Below are 17,562 nucleotides of genomic sequence, written 5' to 3' on the forward strand. Positions count from 1 at the left end.
CGCCTGGCCAAGCTAGTATTTGCCCATCCACACGATAAAGAGAAGCGCCAAAACTCGATCGATGCGATAGGCATAGCCTATGGTGAAATTTCGAGTGCGCCGATGAACCTTCGAGACCTTCGCTACCTTCTCGCCGTGGTCGAGCATGAGCATTTCGGTCAGGCGGCCAGAGCCTGCGGCGTCAGCCAGCCGACGCTTTCGGTCCAGATCCGGAAACTCGAGGAGCTGGTCGGCGTCTCCCTGTTCGAGCGCGCCAGCAAGGCGGTAACCCCGACGGTGGCCTGCTTGCAGCTGATCGGCCACGCCCGCGCCGCGGTGACGGCAGCCGAGGCGATCCTCTCCACAGCGCGCAATCTTCGCGATCCCATGGCCGGACGCTTCCGGGTGGGGATCATCCCGACACTGGCTCCTTACCTGCTGCCCCTGGTGTTTGCGCCGCTGCGTGAGGCCTTGCCTCACCTTGAGGTCGAGCCTTGGGAGGACCAGACCAGCGCGCTGCTTGAAAGACTGCGCGCCCATAACCTGGACGCCGCGCTGCTGGCCACCGAGACTGACGGGCCAGACCTGATCAGTCAGCCCCTGTTTGACGAGCCGTTCCTCGCGGCCCTGCCGCCGGACCACCCGCTGGCCGACCGGGCGGTGGTTAGCGAGAGCGATCTCGCGCGCGACATCCTGGTGCTGGCCGATGGCCACTGCCTGCGCGACCAGACCCTGGCGGCCTGCGGGCAAAGCGGTGCGCTGAGCGGCCCGCTGCGCGCCGCCAGCCTGTCGACCCTGCTCAACATGGTGGCGGCGGGCTATGGCACAACGCTGGTCCCAGGCCTGGCGGCCGGGGCTGCGCAGGATGCGGGGATTGTCCTTCGCCCGCTAGCCGAGCAAACGAGCCGGACGGTGCGGATTGTCTGGCGCGCCAATTTCCCGGGCCGCCCGGCCGTGGAAGCTGTGGGCGAGATCATCGCCCAGCGCCTGCGCGGCTTCGCCCAAGGCGCCGCCGCTGGCATGGTCTAGGGCGTTTTCCGATAAGCGTGAAACGGTTATCGGATCGACAAACGCTCTAAACTTCTGATTTAGAGACCTTTTCGCCCGACCCTGATGAAGCCATCAGGTCGGAAAGGGCTCTAGAAGCCGGCCTTGACCTCGACCGCCACCACGCCCTTGGGCGATCGCGAGTTCCGCAGGTCGCCGTCAACCACCACGCGGTACGGCCCCTCCCGGGCGTCAAGCGGCTTGCCGCCCGCCGTGTCGGCCAGGATCACCGGATTGGCGCGATAGACCGGGTCGGTTTCGGCGATCGACAGGATGCTGGAAAAGCCGTCGGCGGCGCGCAGCACGACGATCTGGTTCAGATAGCGGCCCATCAGCCGCTCGCCCGAAACCACGCCAGCCTTGAGCAGGGCCCCGTGCAGCACCGCGCCTTCATAGACCACCGGCTGGCCCTTCACCTGGATCGTCGCCTTGGCGCGCGGCAGAGCCTTCACCTCGGCGGGCGTCAGCACCACCGTGTCGCGGCCCGCTACGGTGACCTTGAGGTCCTGAGCGATGACGGGCGAGGCAAGCAGGGCGAGGGTTGCCGCGAGGGCGAGGAGGATGCGCATGCCGTCAGCGTGGCGCCCCTCCCCGGTTCTGTCACGCCTTCAGCTGGGTCATCAGCGGATACAGCGACGCCACCAGCAGCACGGCCATGCTCACATTGAAGGTCCGCAGGATAGCTGGCCGGTCCAGAAACCGCCGCAGGCCCTGGCCAAAGCCCGCCCAGGCGGCGCTGCACGGCGCGCCGTGCAGCATGAAGGTCCCGGCCAGAATCAGCACGGTCAGGCTGCCACTGCCTTCCGGCGTGTAGGTGGTGGCGGCGCCCAGCGCCATAGCCCAGGCCTTGGGGTTCAGCCACTGGAAGGCGGCGGCCTCCAGGAAGGTCATCGGCTGGCCGGTGGGGGACTTGTCATTGATTCCCGTGGCCGTAGCGATCTTCCAGGCCAGCCACAGCATGTAGGCCGCCCCGGCCCATTTGAGGATCTCGTGCAGGATTGGGAAGGTCTTGAACGCCCCCGACAGCCCCCAGCCCATCGCCACCACCATCACACCCAGGCCCGCGCTGATCCCCAGGATGTGCAGGATGGTGCGGCGGAACCCGAAGTTCGCGCCCGAAGCCAGCAGCATCATGTTGTTAGGGCCGGGCGTCCCGGCGGTGGCGAAGGCGAACAGAACGGAGGCGAGCAGCAGGTCGGGCGTCATGGCGGGACTCCGGGATCGAGAATGTCACAGAGATGTTCTCGATTGATCCATGAGTCAAAAAGCGTATTGTTATGGTGACAATATCGGAGCGCGCATGCCCCCTCCAGCCCTGCCCTCGCTGACCCTTGTAGACTGGACCCCATCGCTGACGCCCGGCGATGCGCCGATCTATGAGCGCCTGCTGGAGGCTCTGCGCGCCGACATCGAGGCCGGCGCCCTGGCCGCCGGGGCGCGCCTGCCGCCGCAGCGCGATCTGGCCCATCGCCTAGGCCTGGGTCTGGGCACGGTCACCCGCGCCTATGTTGAGGCCGAAAAGGCCGGGCTGGTTGAGGCTCATGTGGGACGGGGCAGCTTCGTGCGCGGCGGGACGCGGGCCCAGGCGCGCGCCAACGACCACGGCGGCCTGATCAATCTGTCGCAGAACATCGCGCCGGACGCTCCCGCCCGGGCGCGGTTGGCCGACACCCTGACCCGGCTGCGGCGGCGAGGCGACCTGCTCGACCATCTGGACTATGCGCCCTCGGCAGGGCTGGAGGTCCAGCGCCGCGCGGGGGCAGCCTGGCTGGAGCGCAGCGGCGGCCTGGCTGGCGCCGACTGGACCCGTCTGGTCTGCACCGCCGGCGCCCAGCAGGCCCTGGCCCTGGCCTTCGGAGCCGTAGCGCGGTGGGGCGATACGGTGCTGTGCGAGGCCTCGACCTTCTATGGCGTCAAGGCCTTGGCCGAGCACATGGGCTATGGGCTCAAGGGCCTTGCCATGGACGCCCAGGGCCTGCGCCCCGACGCCCTGGACGAGGCCGCCGCCACCGGCGCCTTCAAGGCCGTGACCATCCAGCCGACCCTGCAAAACCCCACGGGCCGGATCATGAGCGCCGGCCGCCGCGCCCAGATCGTCGCCGCGGCTCGCAAGCACGACCTTATGATCATCGAGGACGACATCTATGCGGTCTATGCGCCGGACGCCCCGCCGCCCTTCGCGGCGCTGGCGCCGGAGCGGACCTTCCACGTCTCGGGCGTTTCGAAGTCCCTGGCCCCCGGCCTGCGCACCGGCTTCCTGATCGTCCCGCCCGGCGACCCTATGGACCGGGTCCTGCGCACCGTCCGCGCCCTCAGCTACGCCCCGCCCAATTTCGGCGGGCTGATCGCTACACAGTGGATCGAGGACGGCACGGCCGACGCCATCGTCGCCGAGGTTCAGGCCGAGATGACCGCCCGCCTGGCGATGGCGCGTGAGATCCTGGGCGACGCCATCGAGACCCCGATGTCGGCCAGCGCCCCGCATGTCTGGCTGCCGATGTCGGAACTGGACGCCGAGCGGCTCGCGGGTCGGGCCTTGCGCGGCGGGGTGGAACTGACACCACCCTCCGCTCCGGTGGTGGCGCCGGGCCTGACGACGGGCGTGCGCCTGTGCCTGGGCGCGGCGCGGGATCGCGAAGAACTCGAACGAGCCTTGCGGATCGTCGCGGCGGCGGTGGCGGATGTGGACGAGCGGTCGCGGGCGGTGATCTAAGGTCGCTTCGCAGACCCAGCCCGGAACCTCCCACGGCCACTGCAACCGCCCACATCGGTGAAGCAAGGGCGGGGTCCCGATCCAGACCGCGCTGGGCTGAAACGGCTAGTACAGCAGCACCTTCACGACCGCCGAGCCGTCTGGAAGCGGAGAGACCACCTTGACCATCACCTGACTGTCCTTGGCCAGCCAGAAGCGGGTCGGGGGGAAGTCCGAGCGGTTATAGTCGGTGGTCATCACCCAGCAGTCGATCCTGCCGCCGGCCGGGGTGGTCAGCACCTCCGAGCCTGTCACCTTGAACAGGTAGGGCGCGGGGGCGCCCCCGCCGGGATGCAGGAAAATTGATACTGGCCTCAAAGCCGTCCTTCAACGGCAGGGCCTGCAACAGCTCCGTATCGGTCTCGAAGTTGAAGGTCCTGACCGGCGCGGCGACGTCATAGGTCTTGGCCGCGTTGTCGGGCAGATCGACCAGGCCGACGACGCGATCCGCCGTGAAGGCGTAACCCTCGACCTTGGTCTGGCCGTCTTTGGTGAAGCGGCGAACGTGGGTGATCGGCGCGAAGGTCCCGACCTCGAACCAGGAATTCATCGTCTTGGCCGCCGGCGTCGTGCCGCTGTCCCAGTGCTGGACGATGTGCAGTCGCGGCTGGCCGTCCTGGGTCTCGATACGGATTTCGCGAGTCCAGATGTCAGCCGGGGTCCAGGTCCCGCCCGCCTGCTTGTAGCGCAGATAGCGGTGGACGCCGGGCTTGATCTTGCCGAACCGGGCCAGGGGCTGACCGACCTTGACCTCGACCGGCGCGGCCTGGGCGGAGGCGGCGCCGACGGCGAGCCCAAGCGCCACGCCCAGCAGGGCGCGCGCGACGATATGCATGTGTAAAGACCCCGGGCGGTTCGAACGATCGCATCTGACCCCAGTGGCGAAACCCTTGCCACTTAAGGTTCGGTAATCCGCGACCGTCCGCCTGGGCCGGCTACTTTTCTTTTGTGTAGGGTACGAACTGGCCCAAGCTCACCGAAGCCCGCGAACCCGCCGAGCCCTTGCCACCGCGATCGACCATGGCCACCGCATCGCCCCGGCACAGCCGCACCCCGTTGGTGCGGGGGTTGATGATGGAGTCGTGATCCAGCGCGGCCACGCCCATCTCCGGACGGTTCACATAGACAATGCCGGCCGGCATCCGAATGACGATCGCCGTCTTGTCGATGACATCGATCATCAGGGAGCGGCGTGGATCGATGCAGTCGATCGGCTCCCCCGCCACGCGCCCCTCGACCATCTTGGCCAGGCTGCGTTCGCCCTTTGCGTTGCCCTCGTCGCCCGCGAGCGCGCTTGAGGCCCCCGCGAGAACCGCAACCGCCATCAGTCCTGTAAGCCATGAACGCATGTAAGCCCCCTCCTGCCACCGTCAGACGCGACGGCGTGAACCATCAGTAGTTCTTCGGGGCATACTCAACCCGAATTAGCAGATGTCAACAGACTTGCCACCTTCGGTAGAAGCGCGCGTCGTGGCCTTTGACGCCACTCCTGGCCCTACTCCGCCGCGATGGCCTCGGCCTCAGCGGCGGCCTTCAGCTCGGCCGCGCGCCTTTCGACCAGCTCGACGATGTGGTCTACCATGCCGTCGTTGGACTGCTTGTGGTCGGCCCTGCCGGCCATATAGACCATGCCCGAGCCCGCTCCGCCGCCGGTGAAGCCCAGGTCGGTCATCAGGGCCTCGCCTGGGCCGTTGACCACGCAACCGATGATCGACAGCGACATCGGCTGGCTGATGTGGGCCAGGCGCTCTTCCAGGGCCTCCACCGTCTTGATGACGTTGAAGCCCTGACGGGCGCAGGACGGGCAGGCGATGATGTTGACGCCCCGATGGCGCAGGCCCAGCGACTTGAGGATATCGAAGCCGACCTTGATCTCTTCCACCGGGTCGGCGGCGAGGCTGACGCGGATGGTGTCGCCAATGCCGGCCCACAGCATCGAGCCGATGCCGATGGACGACTTGACCGTGCCGGTGCGCAGGGCCCCGGCCTCGGTGACGCCCAGGTGCAGCGGGCAGTCGATGCGCTCGGCCAACTGGTGATAGGCCGCCACCGTCATGAACGGGTCTGACGCCTTTACCGAAATCTTGAACTCGTGAAAGTCGTGGTCCTGCAGGATGCGGGCGTGGTTCAGGGCGCTCTCGACCATGGCGTCGGGGCACGGCTCGCCGTACTTTTCCAGCAGTTCGCGCTCCAGCGAGCCGGCGTTGACGCCGATCCGCATCGAGCAGCCATAGTCGCGCGCCGCCTGGATCACGTCGCGAACCCGGTCGGCCGAGCCGATATTGCCCGGATTGATCCGCAGGCAGGCCGCGCCAGCCTGGGCCGCTTCGATGCCGCGCTTGTAGTGGAAATGGATGTCGGCCACGAGCGGCACGCGGGACTCGCGGGCGATGGTCTTGAAGGCAGCCGTGGAGTCGGTGTCAGGACAGCTGACGCGGACGATGTCGGCGCCGGCCTCTTCCAGCTGACGGATCTGCTCCAGCGTCGCGGCGGCGTCGCTGGTCAGGGTGTTTGTCATGGACTGGACGGTAATGGGCGCGTCGCCCCCGACCTCGACATTGCCGACGCGGATCTTGCGCGACACGCGGCGCTCGATGGAGCGCCAGGGGCGAATGTGAGTGTGGTCTGCGGCCATGGCGGCAATCTAGGGCTTTTGCGCGCGGAACCCAAGGCTATCCTTACCCCAATCCTCCTCTCCCCGGCGAAGGCCGGGGCCCATATTCAGCTTGAGTGTCTGGGATGGCGCGCCATTCGACGGCGCCGATATCGGGAAGTCTCTGGATCCGATCTGGGTCCCGGCTTTCGCCGGGAAGAGCGGTCAGGGCTGAACCGGAGCCGCCGCCGGCTTGACCAGCTTGCTCAGACCGGTCTGGCTGGCGACGAGGCGACCGGTCAGCACGCCGCCCGAATAGACGTCGAAATTGCTCGGATCGGAGACGTCGGCGGTCAGGCCTGTCGTGCGGGGCGCACGGAAGGCTTCGCCGGCATTGAGCTGGCGGGCGAAATGGACCGAGCCGTCGGCGCCGCGAACCACCAGGGTGGCGGCCTTGCGCGCCAGCAGGATGACGCCGGAGCTGTCGGCGACGGCGGCGCCGTGCACCGCGCCGCGCGGCTTGAAGCTGGAGCCCAGGGCCGCGACATGGGCGGCGTCGATCACGCCTTCACCGGCCGCAAGGGCAGTGGCGCGCGCCTTGGAGGCGGCGTTGGCGGCGTCGGCCGAACCTCCATTGGCGGCGGCATCGTCCAGACCGGGGGTTTTGTAGGGCTCGGGCGTGGTCGACTCGACCGGAGCCGGCAGGGGCGCGCCCAGCGACACCGCCGAACCGGCAGGCGCCGAGGCCGAACGCGGAGCAGCGGTATTTTCGGCGATCTGGCTGGTGGGAGCGTCCTTTTCCATGGCGCGCTGCGCCACGTTCCACAGCACGATGGCGCCGACCATCAGCATGCCGGCGATCAGGATCAGGGCCAGGCGCGGATCGCGCTCGTGTCGCACGCCGACCGGCGCGCGCAGTTCGCCGCCTTCGTCGGGCGCGTCGCTCTTAAAGCGCAGCACGGCCGCTTCGCCGTCCAAGCCCAGCAGCTGGGCATAGGCGCGAACATAGCCGATGGTGAACGGACGCGAGGGCAGCTCTTCCAGCCGCAGATCCTCGAGGGCGTCGATATAGCTCTGGCGGATGCGCGTGGCGTCGGCCACGTCCTGGGTGGTGAGACCGCGGAAGGTCCGGGCGGCGCGCAAGGCGGCGCCGATATCGACGCCCTCGTCGACCGACGGCTGACCCACCGCAACGAAGCCCTCATCGGGTTCGGCGTCCGAGACCAGATGCAAGTGCCTGACACTGCCCGTATCCAGCGGCATTGCGGCTATATCACCCCAAAAAATCGCGTAACGCGCGAACGCGCGCCCCACCCCACTTCGTCTTGCACGAAGTTCTTAACAATCCTTTGTGGATATCAAACTAAGTAGCGGTATTCAATACACTAAAAAGCCAAGCTTGGTTAATCGACCATCAAATCAAATGGCGACGTAGAGTTTGCGCGCCAGGGTTTCAATCTCTCCTCGGAGCGATCCGCCCGATCCCTTCAGCAGGGCTTCTACATTTCGCCGGGCGGCCTCGCGATCGCAGGACAGCACCATCTGCTTGACCGGTCCGATGCCGGCCGGCGGCATCGACAGACGGTCGAAACCCAGGGCCACCAGGGCGAAAGCCTCCAGCGGCCGCCCCGCCATTTCACCGCATACGGACACCGGCGTGCCGGTATCGGCGCAGGCCTGCTGGATGGTCTTCAGCGCCCGCAGGGCCGCCGGCGACAGCGGATCATAGCGGTCGGCCATGCGCGGATTGCCCCGGTCGGCGGCGAACAGGTACTGCATCAGGTCGTTGGTGCCGACCGACACAAAGTCGGTCATCGGCAAAAGCGCGTCCAGGTGCCACAGCAGCGAGGGCGCCTCGATCATCGCACCGACATCCAGACGGGCCGGTGCGGGGCGGCCGCGCTTCAGGGCCCAGGCCACTTCCTGGTCGACAAAGGCGCGGGCGGCGCGGAACTCGTCCACACTGGCCACCAGCGGGAACATGATCCGCAGTTCGCGACCCCGCGAGGCCTTGATCAGCGCCCGGATCTGCATGCGCAGCAGGGCCGGACGATCCAGGCCCATGCGGATGGCGCGCCAGCCCAGGGCCGGATTGTCCTCGCGCTCCATCTCCATGTACGGCAGCAGCTTGTCGCCGCCCAGATCCAGGGTCCGGAAGGTCACCGGCATGCCGTTGGCGGCTTCCAGAACCTTCTCATAGAGCGCCGTCTGAGCCTCCAGGCGAGGCATCTCCTCGGCGACCATGAACTGGAACTCGGTGCGGAACAGGCCGATGCCCTCGGCGCCGGTTTCGCTCAGAATGTCGAGATCGACGGCCAGACCCGCATTCATCAGCAGGGTGACCTTGGCGCCGTCCTTGGTGAAGGCCGGCGTATCGCGCAGGCGGGCGAACTCGACCTTCCGCTGGGCGCGGACCTCCATCCGGGCCCGCAGCGATTTCACCACATCGGGACGCGGACGCAGCCAAGCTTCGGCGGTCTCGGCGTCGACGACCACGGGGTCGCCCTCGCTGACCCGGTCGCGCAGACCCGCCAGACGGCCCACGCAGGGAATATCCAGCGCTCGGGCCACGATGCCCGCATGGCTGGCGGCCGAGCCTTCCTCGAGCAGAATGCCCTTCAGCTTGGTGCGGTCATATTCCAGCAGATCGGCGGGACCCAGGTTCCGGGCGATCAGAATGGCGTCGTCGGGCAGCTTGCGCACGGCGTGGACATCACCCGACAGGTGGCGCAGCAAGCGGTCGTTCAGGTCTTCCAGATCGTGCAGGCGCTCGCGCAGATAGGGGTCACGGGCCTGGCCAAGACGGGCGCGGTGCTCGGAACGCACGCGCTCCACCGCCGCCTCGGCGGTCAGCCCCGAGCGCACGGCCTCTTCCAGACCCCGGTTCCAGCCCCGGTCGTGGGCGAACAGGCGGTAGGTGTCGAGCACCTCATACGATGCCCCGACCAGGCCGCCCTGACCGTCCAGCATCTCGTCGATCTGGCTCTGCAGGGCGGTGACGGCCACCTTCAGCCGAGCCTCTTCCGCCACCGGATCGTCTGACAGAAGCTGCTCGGGCGCCACCGGCTGCTCGTGCAGCACGGCCACGCCATAGGCCAGACCCTCGGCGAAGCGTGCGCCCTTCAGCCGCTCGGGCTTGTGGGGCGCGATCTCGACGTCCTTGAGCTCGGCCAGACCCAGAAGCTCACTGGAGCTGACCATCTCGGCCAGCACCATGGCGATGATCTGCAGGTCCTCGACCTCTTCCTCGCCATAGACCCGCTCGGTGCGGTTCTGGACGACCAGCACGCCGATCGAGCGGCCGCCGCGCAGCAGGGGCACAGCCAGGAAGGCGTGGTAGGGATCTTCGCCGGTTTCCGGGCGATAGGCGAAGGCCGGGTGGTTGGGAGCGTCCGACAGGTTCAGCGGCCGGCCGATGCGCATGGTCTCGCCCACCAGACCCTCGCCGGGCTTCAGCCGGGTGACGTGGACGGCCTCGGGGGACAGACCTTCGGTGGCGAACAGTTCCAGATCGCCAGAGGCGCGGCGCAGATAGATCGAGCAAACCTCGGCCACCATCGAGATGGCGATGGTGCGCACCACCATGTCGAGCTTGGACTGGGCGAGCGCGCCCCCGGCCATGGCCTCGCGAATCTGCCGAAGCAGGCTGCGCGGTCCTCGAACGGCGATACCGGATGCCGCCATGCGCTCTCCCTCTGTCCGGAGCGATCTAACCCGACTGAAAGCGCGATGGGTTAAGAAGCCGCTTCGGCTCTTAAGCGCGCTATAGCAGATTTCGCGGATCGAACAGCGGTCGCGGCGACCTTGCGTAAAGATTGTCTCGCGTCAGGCGCGAAAAAGCGCCGCCCCCTGATGAAGGGAGCGGCGCAAGTCTTCGCCGTGGGGTGGGATCAGTCCCTAGCGGCGGTTGTCTTGACCGTAGTAGCGGGGCTCATAGCCGCTCTGACCGTAACGGCTGTCATAGCCGGCCTGGCCGTAGGGGGCGTCATAGGCGCTCTGGCCGTAGCGGCTGTCGTAGCCGGCCTGATTGTAGCGGCTGTCGTAGCCGGCCTGGCTGTAGCGGGTGTCGTAGCCGCGCTGGCTGTAGCGGGTGTCGTAGCCGGCTTGGCTGTAGCGGGTGTCGTAGCCGCGCTGGCCGTAACGGTTGTCACGGTTGTCGCGCTGGTCACGGACCTGGTAGCCCTGCGAGTAGTTGTTGTAGGCCGGACGCGAGCGATAGCTGCTGTTGTAGCGGCGATCGTCCTTGTCCTTGGCGGTCGAGGCCCCGATGGCCGCGCCAGCGGCGGCGCCGATGACGACAGCGCCCTTGTTGCCGTCACCCAGGGCCGCACCGGCGAGGCCGCCGATCACGGCGCCAAGAATGGCCTTGTTGGTCTTTTCGCCGGCAAACGCGCCCGAGGCGGGCAGGACCATGGCGGCGGTGATGGCGCCAGCGATCAGGGTCTTGGAAACGGTGTTCATGGCAGTGCTCCTTTCGGGAAGCGTCGCCAGATCCGGAAAGTCCGGTGCGGCGCTGTTGATGTCCGTTTTAGGAGCCGCCGCTTGAACCCGATCTGAACGCGCGTGTTCAGGTGGTGGTCATGTTGGGGCTGCCGCCGACGGCCGGTGCAGCGACACCGACCACAGCACCCCGGCCAGCATCAGGGCGATGGCGACGCTCTCCAGCGGACGCGGCCAGCGGCCTTCGTGCAGGAAGCCGTAGAGCAGGGCGAACAGGGTCTCGAACACGATCAACTGGCCAGACAGGCTGAGCGGCAGCAGCCGACTGGCGGCGTTCCACAGGCCGTTGCCGATCACCGAGGCGCCCAAGGCCACGGCCAGACTGATACCCCAAAACAGGGTCCAGGCGCTGGACCCATGCCCCGCCCCGCCAACAAGGAAAGCCGGGACGATCAGCACCAGCGACAGCGCGCCGGTGACCACCCCGGTCAACAGCGACCACTCGTGGCTGTTGAAATTCGGCGTCGAGGCCAGCCTGCGGGCGTTCCAGACGGCGTAGACCGTCCAGCAGGCAAGGGCGAGCACCGCGCCCAGCACCCCCAGGATCAGGCGCGGCGCGGGCGCCCCCTCCCCGCTCCTGAACACGTCGATATTGATGCAGACTACCCCCGTCGCCAGCAGGGCCAGCGGCGCGGCCAGACGCCGAAGCGGCACGCCCTCGCCCCCGAGTCCATTTGGCCTGGCGCCGACCAGGGTCACCGTCACCGGCAGCAGCCCGATGATCAGCGACGCCGCCGCCACCCCGGCGTTCTGCACCGCCACGGCCAGGCCGACATAATAGATCAGGTTGCCCAGCAGGCTCAGCAAGGCCAGATCCCGCCAGTCCCGGCCCGTCATCCGCCCAAACACCGCCAGGGCCGTGGGCGCCAGCAACACCAGCGACGCCAGGCCATAGGCCAGATAGCGCCCGGCGGTCATCTGCAGCGGCGTGAAGTCGGCCAGCACCAACGGCGCCAGAAACACCCCGCCCCAAAAGGCGCCGGCGATCAGGCCGCACAGCAGGCCCAGGGTGAGGCGGCGGGGGTCGGTCATGGGGCTGGGTTAGCAGGTGGCCGGGGTGGTTGGCTTGGCGAAAGCTCCTGAAGTTTGGGCGGGGGTTCTCGTGGGTTGAGCTTGCCACCCGCAACCCAACCTAAGCATGGTGAAGTTCCTAAAGGGTGAGGTGGATTTTGATCACAGTCGTCGGCACCAGTCGCATTGGCGGCAAAACAGTCTGCAACGCATGTGGTGCCGGCGGCTTGATATCGTTCAACTGGCCCTACGCCTTGGAGCGCGGGGATTCGGATGATCGACGCCGTCGAAAGGCCCTCAAACCTAAGACTATTTTGAGGAGCGGTCAGTTATTCCAGTGTTCGGTCTGTTCTCATCACTGGTATTTGGACGGCGCAGCCGAAACGATGTCGATAGTTTCTGAAGATCGACTTCAGGTCGTACAGGTCTGGAACAACGCTCCGCTACCTCTACCTTTGCATATCGAGGTGAAGGCAGACGCTATCCGTCGGACGCCTCCCGACCTTTACGGCAACGGCCGCCAGTATGGGTGCACGCCGTGCGGCGTCATCATCAAAGGTGGTGAAAAACTCGATCTAGCCTATATTTGCGTTCAACGTGACGCCCCCGTGGAAGACTGGCGCACGACCCGCCTCGCTTCTGAAGTTCTGGACATTTACCCCAGCCCCCATGCCCTTCCCATCGAGGTGAGAATAGCAACCGCGCAGGCGGAGGAGGTGAGAATGGGCTACGCTCCCACCCTTATCGAAATGCCGGATGGGAAACAGTTCATCCTGAACTGGACACAGAGCTTCCTGATCCTGCCCGGCTATGTCGCATCAGAGGCTAGGGTCGTGCGAGGTCGGCCTGATCCTGGAGCAACGTTCGTGGAATCTCCGGAAAAGATCACCTATTTCGTGGCTGATCGATAGCGCTCTCAGCGCGCGACTTCCGCCACACCCCCGGCGTCACCCCCAGCGCCCCGCGCATCCGGCGCGTCAGGGCGCTCTGGTCCCAGTGCCCCGTCCGCACCGCGATCTCGGCGATGGAGAGCCGGGTGTCCGACAGCAGCCGCTGGGCCGCCCGCAGCCGCGCATCGGCCAATCAGCCGTGCGGCGTCCGGCCCCAGGGCCGCGCGGAAGGCGGCGAAGAAGCGGCTCTGGCTCATGCCGGCTTCGAGGGCCAAGTCGGCCACCGTCAGGGGCTTGGCGTAGCGGGTTTCGATCATCGCCAGGACGCGTGACAGGCGCGGGTCGAGGCTGGGCGGAGCCGCGCTCAGGCCGCGCAGCAGCAGCGGGTCCACAGGATGGCGACGCCGCTGTCGATGGGTGCGGCCGCTTCGCCCGCCAGGAAATCCAGCAGGCCGCGCACCGCGCCGGTGACCGGGGCGAAGGGTCGGTCGCGCAGGCGCTCGAAGGGCGCCATCAGGGCCGAGCCGATGTCGGCGACCACGAACAGGTTCTCGCCGCTGGCCGCGAAGGCGTGGCGGGCGCCGGGGCCGACGATGGCGGCGTGGCCGGGATCCACCCGGCCGCCGCGGCCGTCGATCTCCATTTCCAGCACGCCCCGACGCGGCAGGACGATCTGGTCGAAAGCGTGGGCGTGCGGCGGAGCGTCCTGCCCGTACCGGCGGAACGACAGTTGCGCGGGGGCGGTCAGACCGTGGTCCATGGCCCCACTATGGGACCTTAGCCGTGCCCGGGCAAAGCCAGGGGTTCGCCGGCGTCCTCGACCAGGCGACGAGCCTGTTCCAGGGCCGCGTCGATGTCGGTCTCGATGAACTCGATCTGCTCGTCGGTCAGGGGATGGGGCGCGGCGATGGTCTCGCGCAGATAGTTGCGGCGCTCGGGCTCGGTCATGCTCCACCAGCCCACGGTGTGGCCTTCCTCGATCACGGCGTCGCCCATGGCCAGCAGGTCGTCGGTGTCGAAGATCGGCTGGCCGGGACGTTCGGGGAACCACTGGCCGTCGTCCGGCAGGGCCTGGTCGAGCTGCTTGAGCAGCGCCGCCAGCCACGGGCTGACCAGAAGCGGCTTTTCATACCCATCGCCGAACTTGGCGCGCAGCAGCAGATCGTAGAGCAGCTCCAGGCCCGCATCGCCGTGGAAGGTGACGGTCTTGGCGGCGGGGTCGAACTTGAAGACGTCGGACATGGGAGTACTCGTGTTCGGGCTATCGCCTGATAACCCGACTCGGCGACGTTTGGCCTACAGCTGATCCAGCCCGTACACCGCGTGCAGGGCGCGAACGGCCAGTTCGGTATAGGCCGCGTCGATCAGGACGCTGATCTTGATTTCCGAGGTCGAGATGACCTGGATGTTGATGTTCTTCTCGGCCAAGGCCTGGAACATCGACTGGGCCACGCCGGCGTGCGACCGCATGCCGACGCCGATCACCGAGACCTTCGAGACGTCCTCGTTGATAGCCACGTCCTCGAAGCCGATCTCGGCCTTGGCGGCCTGGACAATCTCGACGGCGCGCTGGGCGTCGCGCTTGCCGACCGTGAACTCCATGTTGGCGGTGTCGGCGCTGCGGGCGCGCGACTGCACGATCATGTCGACGTTGACATTGGCGTCGGCGAGACGGCCGAAGATCTGCGAGGAAACGCCCGGATGGTCGGGCAGGCCCAGCAGGGTGATCTTGGCTTCGTCGCGGCTATAGGCGACGCCCGAGACGATGCGCTTTTCCATGATTTCTTCCTCGTCGCAGACGATCGTACCTTGGCCGGGAGCTTCCCCGGGTTCGACGAAACTCGACAGCACCCGCACCGGGACGCGATGGGCCATGGCCATCTCGACCGAACGGGTCTGCAGCACCTTGGCCCCCAGCGAGGCCATTTCCAGCATTTCTTCGTAAGAGATCTTGGCCAGGCGCCGGGCCTTCTTCTCGATACGCGGATCGGTCGTATAGACCCCGTCCACGTCGGTATAGATGTCGCACGAGCCCTTCACCGCCGCCGCGATGGCCACGGCGCTGGTGTCCGAGCCGCCCCGGCCCAGGGTGGTGATGCGGCCATCGGCGGTGACGCCCTGGAAGCCGGCGATCACGGCGATCTGGCCGGCCGCGAAACAGGCCTCCAGATTGGCCGGCGGAATGTCTTCGATGCGAGCGCGGCCGTGGGCGTTGTCGGTCAGGATCGGCACCTGCCAGCCCAGGAACGAACGCGCGTCCAGGCCCATATTGCGCAGGGTCATGGCCAGCAGGCCGGCGGTGACCTGCTCGCCCGATGCGACGATGGCGTCATATTCGTCGTCCGACTCGGGAAGGCCAGGCGCGGCACGGCCGGCGCCGTCGGTCCAGGCGACCAGTTCGTTGGTCTTGCCGGACATGGCCGAGACCACCACCGCCACCTGCTTGCCGGTCGCGACCTCGGCGGCGACCAGACGGCCCACCCGCCGGATGCGCTCTAGGTCGGCCACCGAGGTGCCGCCGAACTTCATCACCAGACGAGACACGTCTTCAAACCCTCAAGTGATAGCGGTTTTTTCTTGCGCCCACCCGGCCGGATCACTCCCCGCCGCGCAAGCTCCGGCCTTCTAGCGGCGCAATGGCGCAACGGCAATGTCGCGGGCCTGTCTTTTTTCGACGGCGATGTCGCACGACCAAGACCATGGTAAAGAGGCGACATGAGCCAAGCCCCTTCGCCCGACACCGCGCGCCCCTCGTGGAGCATCGACCCCGCCGACGTGGCGCGGTTCTCGGCCATCGCCGCCGAGTGGTGGGACCCCAGGGGCAAGTTCGCGCCGCTGCACGTGTTCAACCCTTGCCGGCTGGCCTTCATCCGCGAGCAGGCCCTGGCGCGGTTCGACCGCGACGGCAATCTGCGCCAGCCGTTCGAGGGGCTCTCCCTGCTCGACATCGGCTGCGGCGGCGGGCTGCTCAGCGAGCCGATGGCCCGGCTGGGCTTCGACGTCACCGCCATCGACGCCTCGGAAAAGAACATCAAGACCGCCGCCACCCACGCCGCCGAACAGGGGCTGGAGATCGGCTACCGCCCCGCCACCGCCGAACAGCTGCTGGCCGAGGGCGCGGGACCGTTCGATGTGGTCCTGACCATGGAGGTCATCGAGCACGTGGCCGATCCGGGCGAGTTTCTGCGGACCTGCTCGCGCCTGCTGGCCCCCGGCGGCCTGCTGATCGTCGCCACCCTGAACCGCACGCTGAAGGCGCTGGCCCTGGCCAAGATCGGCGCCGAATATGTGCTGCGCTGGGTGCCGCCGGGCACCCATGACTGGAAACAGTTCCTCAAGCCGGAAGAGCTTCGCGCCTTTCTGGCGGGCGAGCCGGTGGAGATGCAGGGGCCGTTTGGCGTGGCCTATAACCCCCTCACCGGGCGGTGGAGCCGGTCCTCCGATACCGACATCAATTACATGATGACCGCGACCAAGGCTTGAGACTCGGAACCTGTAGCTTCGCCAGGGCTTATGCTTGGCACAGGGACCTTGTTAAGGATCGGCGACCCCGTTGGGGGAGGGTTGATCCGTCTCAACGAGCGGAGAACATCAATGACCTCGAAATATATTGCCGTGCTGCTGGCGACAACGGTCGCGTGCGCCGCCGCCGCCCCGGCCTTGGCCCAAACCGCCAGCGCGCAAGCAGCCTATCAGCAGCGTCTGAACACCTATCAGGACCAGCGCTCCAACTATAACGAACAGGTCTCCGACTACAGCGCCCAGCAGCGCGCCTATGAGTCAGACCGCGCCAATTACGAGCAGGCGCGCCGCGACTACGACCGTCGCTACGGCGTCGGCGCCTATGACCGTCGCTACCCGCAATATGCGACGCGCTATTCCTCGGCGACCTATCGCGACAGCGCCGCCTATCGGGCCGAGCAGGTCGCGTTCGAACGCGAACGCGCTCAGTACGAACGCGATCGCCGCGTGTACGACCGCCGGCGCGGCGCCGGCGCCTATGACCGCAGCCACCCCACCCTGGCGGCGCGCTTCAATGTCGACGGCCGCGGCTATGCCGGCACGGGCAACTACGACGCTCAGCGCCAGCAGTGGGAACGCGACCGCGCCGACTACGAGCGCGCGCGTATAGATTATGACCGTCGCTATGGCTCCGGCTCCTATGACCGTCGCAATCCCGAATATGCCACGCGTTACAGCGCCTACACCCAGACCTCGGTCGGGGCAGGGTATGACAATCAGCGCCAGCAGTGGGAACGCGACCGCGCCGAATATGAGCGGGCCCGGGGCGACTATGACCGTCGCTACGGCAATGGCGCCTATGACCGTAGCAACCCGGAATACGCCACGCGCTACAGCGCCCCGTATGCCGGTGGTCAGTACGGGGCCAACGTCTCGTACAACGAGCCCTGCCGTCACGACGCCAAGAAGAACGCCACAGTCGGCGGCGTGATCGGCGCCCTGGCCGGCGGTGTGGTCGGCTCCAACGTCGCCGCACGCAATGCCAAGCCGGAAGGCACGGTTCTGGGCGCCCTGGTCGGAGCCGGTATCGGCGCCGCCATCGGCAACGCCTCGGCCAAAACCAAGTGCGACACCCGCGGCAATTACTGGACCTATGACGACACGGTTCCCTACCGCGAGGCCTCTTACAACGGCAGCAACTATGACAGCCGCGCCAACGAGCGTTGCCGCCTGGCCCCCGCGCCTACGGAATACAACGGTCGCACGGAGACGCGTTACATTCGCGTCTGCCCCGACGCCGAAGGCCGCTTCCGCGTCGAAAGCTAGTC

At 67.2% G+C, this 17,562-nt stretch carries 19 protein-coding genes; 5 read left to right on the forward strand and 14 right to left on the reverse strand.

Features of this window, described 5'->3' with window-relative positions; genetic code table 11:
- The first annotated feature begins 102 nt into the window (after nt 1-102).
- Nucleotides 103-1,008 (forward strand): LysR substrate-binding domain-containing protein, encoded by a 906-nt coding sequence (locus tag ACP69S_RS05915; protein ID WP_425995644.1) that lies wholly within the window; start codon nt 103-105, stop codon nt 1,006-1,008.
- A 110-nt stretch (nt 1,009-1,118) separates the two neighbouring features.
- Here ACP69S_RS05915 and ACP69S_RS05920 read toward each other — a convergent pair whose 3' ends face one another.
- Both ACP69S_RS05920 and ACP69S_RS05925 read right to left on the reverse strand, forming a co-directional pair.
- A complete protein-coding gene (locus tag ACP69S_RS05920; protein WP_425995645.1) occupies nt 1,119-1,595 on the reverse strand; it encodes a molybdopterin-dependent oxidoreductase in 477 nt (158 codons plus the stop codon).
- 31 nt (nt 1,596-1,626) lie between these two features.
- Nucleotides 1,627-2,232: a LysE family translocator gene (locus ACP69S_RS05925; RefSeq protein ID WP_425995646.1), complete on the reverse strand. Its 606-nt coding sequence runs from the start codon at nt 2,230-2,232 to the stop codon at nt 1,627-1,629.
- A 94-nt stretch (nt 2,233-2,326) separates the two neighbouring features.
- Here ACP69S_RS05925 and ACP69S_RS05930 point away from each other — a divergent pair, with 94 nt between their 5' ends.
- Nucleotides 2,327-3,739 (forward strand): PLP-dependent aminotransferase family protein, encoded by a 1,413-nt coding sequence (locus tag ACP69S_RS05930; RefSeq protein WP_425995647.1) that lies wholly within the window; start codon nt 2,327-2,329, stop codon nt 3,737-3,739.
- 105 nt (nt 3,740-3,844) lie between these two features.
- Here ACP69S_RS05930 and ACP69S_RS05935 read toward each other — a convergent pair whose 3' ends face one another.
- The 8 genes from ACP69S_RS05935 to ACP69S_RS05970 all read right to left on the reverse strand — a co-directional run bounded on the left by ACP69S_RS05935 (nt 3,845) and on the right by ACP69S_RS05970 (nt 11,903).
- Nucleotides 3,845-3,976, reverse strand: a complete 132-nt coding sequence (locus ACP69S_RS05935) for a hypothetical protein (RefSeq protein WP_425995648.1) — start codon at nt 3,974-3,976, stop codon at nt 3,845-3,847.
- On the reverse strand, nt 3,960-4,613 hold the full coding sequence (locus ACP69S_RS05940; protein ID WP_425995649.1) for a hypothetical protein: 654 nt from the start codon (nt 4,611-4,613) through the stop codon (nt 3,960-3,962). Before ACP69S_RS05940 ends, ACP69S_RS05935 begins: the two co-directional genes overlap by 17 nt.
- A gap of 100 nt (nt 4,614-4,713) precedes the next feature.
- The gene (locus ACP69S_RS05945; protein WP_425995650.1) at nt 4,714-5,127 is read right to left on the reverse strand and encodes a hypothetical protein; all 414 of its coding nucleotides are present in this window, start codon (nt 5,125-5,127) and stop codon (nt 4,714-4,716) included.
- Nucleotides 5,128-5,273: 146 nt separating this feature from the next.
- Complete coding sequence (gene ispG, locus ACP69S_RS05950) at nt 5,274-6,413, reverse strand: flavodoxin-dependent (E)-4-hydroxy-3-methylbut-2-enyl-diphosphate synthase (RefSeq protein ID WP_425995651.1); 1,140 nt, start codon at nt 6,411-6,413, stop codon at nt 5,274-5,276.
- 183 nt (nt 6,414-6,596) lie between these two features.
- Entirely contained in the window at nt 6,597-7,634 is a 1,038-nt protein-coding gene (locus tag ACP69S_RS05955) for a helix-turn-helix domain-containing protein (RefSeq protein ID WP_425995652.1), read from the reverse strand.
- Nucleotides 7,635-7,790: 156 nt separating this feature from the next.
- Nucleotides 7,791-10,055 (reverse strand): phosphoenolpyruvate--protein phosphotransferase, encoded by a 2,265-nt coding sequence (gene ptsP, locus ACP69S_RS05960; protein ID WP_425995653.1) that lies wholly within the window; start codon nt 10,053-10,055, stop codon nt 7,791-7,793.
- A 213-nt stretch (nt 10,056-10,268) separates the two neighbouring features.
- Nucleotides 10,269-10,832 carry a glycine zipper 2TM domain-containing protein gene (locus ACP69S_RS05965; RefSeq protein WP_425995654.1) on the reverse strand — a complete coding sequence of 188 codons (564 nt, stop codon included), beginning with the start codon at nt 10,830-10,832 and terminating at the stop codon, nt 10,269-10,271.
- 117 nt (nt 10,833-10,949) lie between these two features.
- Nucleotides 10,950-11,903, reverse strand: a complete 954-nt coding sequence (locus tag ACP69S_RS05970; RefSeq protein WP_425995655.1) for a DMT family transporter — start codon at nt 11,901-11,903, stop codon at nt 10,950-10,952.
- A gap of 137 nt (nt 11,904-12,040) precedes the next feature.
- On the opposite strand from ACP69S_RS05970, the gene ACP69S_RS05975 reads away from it, so the two are divergent.
- Nucleotides 12,041-12,793: a hypothetical protein gene (locus ACP69S_RS05975; RefSeq protein ID WP_425995656.1), complete on the forward strand. Its 753-nt coding sequence runs from the start codon at nt 12,041-12,043 to the stop codon at nt 12,791-12,793.
- On the opposite strand, the gene ACP69S_RS05980 is transcribed toward ACP69S_RS05975, so the two are convergent.
- The 4 genes from ACP69S_RS05980 to ACP69S_RS05995 all read right to left on the reverse strand — a co-directional run bounded on the left by ACP69S_RS05980 (nt 12,768) and on the right by ACP69S_RS05995 (nt 15,316).
- Complete coding sequence (locus tag ACP69S_RS05980; protein WP_425995657.1) at nt 12,768-12,965, reverse strand: helix-turn-helix domain-containing protein; 198 nt, start codon at nt 12,963-12,965, stop codon at nt 12,768-12,770. The two genes, ACP69S_RS05975 and ACP69S_RS05980, sit on opposite strands and share 26 nt — an antisense overlap.
- A gap of 171 nt (nt 12,966-13,136) precedes the next feature.
- Nucleotides 13,137-13,532 (reverse strand): hypothetical protein, encoded by a 396-nt coding sequence (locus ACP69S_RS05985; RefSeq protein WP_425995658.1) that lies wholly within the window; start codon nt 13,530-13,532, stop codon nt 13,137-13,139.
- A 17-nt stretch (nt 13,533-13,549) separates the two neighbouring features.
- Nucleotides 13,550-14,014, reverse strand: coding sequence for a hypothetical protein (locus ACP69S_RS05990; protein ID WP_425995659.1), 465 nt, complete (start codon nt 14,012-14,014; stop codon nt 13,550-13,552).
- A 54-nt stretch (nt 14,015-14,068) separates the two neighbouring features.
- Nucleotides 14,069-15,316: an aspartate kinase gene (locus ACP69S_RS05995; protein WP_425995660.1), complete on the reverse strand. Its 1,248-nt coding sequence runs from the start codon at nt 15,314-15,316 to the stop codon at nt 14,069-14,071.
- Between the two features lie 171 nt (nt 15,317-15,487).
- Here ACP69S_RS05995 and ubiG point away from each other — a divergent pair, with 171 nt between their 5' ends.
- Together ubiG and ACP69S_RS06005 are read left to right on the forward strand one after the other, a co-directional pair.
- The gene (gene ubiG / locus ACP69S_RS06000; RefSeq protein ID WP_425995661.1) at nt 15,488-16,255 is read left to right on the forward strand and encodes a bifunctional 2-polyprenyl-6-hydroxyphenol methylase/3-demethylubiquinol 3-O-methyltransferase UbiG; all 768 of its coding nucleotides are present in this window, start codon (nt 15,488-15,490) and stop codon (nt 16,253-16,255) included.
- A 111-nt stretch (nt 16,256-16,366) separates the two neighbouring features.
- A complete protein-coding gene (locus tag ACP69S_RS06005; RefSeq protein WP_425995662.1) occupies nt 16,367-17,560 on the forward strand; it encodes a glycine zipper 2TM domain-containing protein in 1,194 nt (397 codons plus the stop codon).
- Nucleotides 17,561-17,562 lie beyond the last annotated feature (2 nt).

It is taken from the genome of Caulobacter sp. DWR1-3-2b1, from assembly GCF_049895765.1.
In the GTDB taxonomy this organism is placed as follows: domain Bacteria; phylum Pseudomonadota; class Alphaproteobacteria; order Caulobacterales; family Caulobacteraceae; genus Caulobacter.

Coding starts and splice junctions, on each gene's coding strand:
- ACP69S_RS05915 (WP_425995644.1), top strand. CDS start 103: ATGAACCTTCGAGACCTTCGCTACCTTCTCGCCGTGGTCGAGCATGAG.
- ACP69S_RS05920 (WP_425995645.1), bottom strand. CDS start 1,595: ATGCGCATCCTCCTCGCCCTCGCGGCAACCCTCGCCCTGCTTGCCTCG.
- ACP69S_RS05925 (WP_425995646.1), bottom strand. CDS start 2,232: ATGACGCCCGACCTGCTGCTCGCCTCCGTTCTGTTCGCCTTCGCCACC.
- ACP69S_RS05930 (WP_425995647.1), top strand. CDS start 2,327: ATGCCCCCTCCAGCCCTGCCCTCGCTGACCCTTGTAGACTGGACCCCA.
- ACP69S_RS05935 (WP_425995648.1), bottom strand. CDS start 3,976: ATGACCACCGACTATAACCGCTCGGACTTCCCCCCGACCCGCTTCTGG.
- ACP69S_RS05940 (WP_425995649.1), bottom strand. CDS start 4,613: ATGCATATCGTCGCGCGCGCCCTGCTGGGCGTGGCGCTTGGGCTCGCC.
- ACP69S_RS05945 (WP_425995650.1), bottom strand. CDS start 5,127: ATGCGTTCATGGCTTACAGGACTGATGGCGGTTGCGGTTCTCGCGGGG.
- ispG (WP_425995651.1), bottom strand. CDS start 6,413: ATGGCCGCAGACCACACTCACATTCGCCCCTGGCGCTCCATCGAGCGC.
- ACP69S_RS05955 (WP_425995652.1), bottom strand. CDS start 7,634: ATGCCGCTGGATACGGGCAGTGTCAGGCACTTGCATCTGGTCTCGGAC.
- ptsP (WP_425995653.1), bottom strand. CDS start 10,055: ATGGCGGCATCCGGTATCGCCGTTCGAGGACCGCGCAGCCTGCTTCGG.
- ACP69S_RS05965 (WP_425995654.1), bottom strand. CDS start 10,832: ATGAACACCGTTTCCAAGACCCTGATCGCTGGCGCCATCACCGCCGCC.
- ACP69S_RS05970 (WP_425995655.1), bottom strand. CDS start 11,903: ATGACCGACCCCCGCCGCCTCACCCTGGGCCTGCTGTGCGGCCTGATC.
- ACP69S_RS05985 (WP_425995658.1), bottom strand. CDS start 13,532: ATGGACCACGGTCTGACCGCCCCCGCGCAACTGTCGTTCCGCCGGTAC.
- ACP69S_RS05990 (WP_425995659.1), bottom strand. CDS start 14,014: ATGTCCGACGTCTTCAAGTTCGACCCCGCCGCCAAGACCGTCACCTTC.
- ubiG (WP_425995661.1), top strand. CDS start 15,488: ATGAGCCAAGCCCCTTCGCCCGACACCGCGCGCCCCTCGTGGAGCATC.
- ACP69S_RS06005 (WP_425995662.1), top strand. CDS start 16,367: ATGACCTCGAAATATATTGCCGTGCTGCTGGCGACAACGGTCGCGTGC.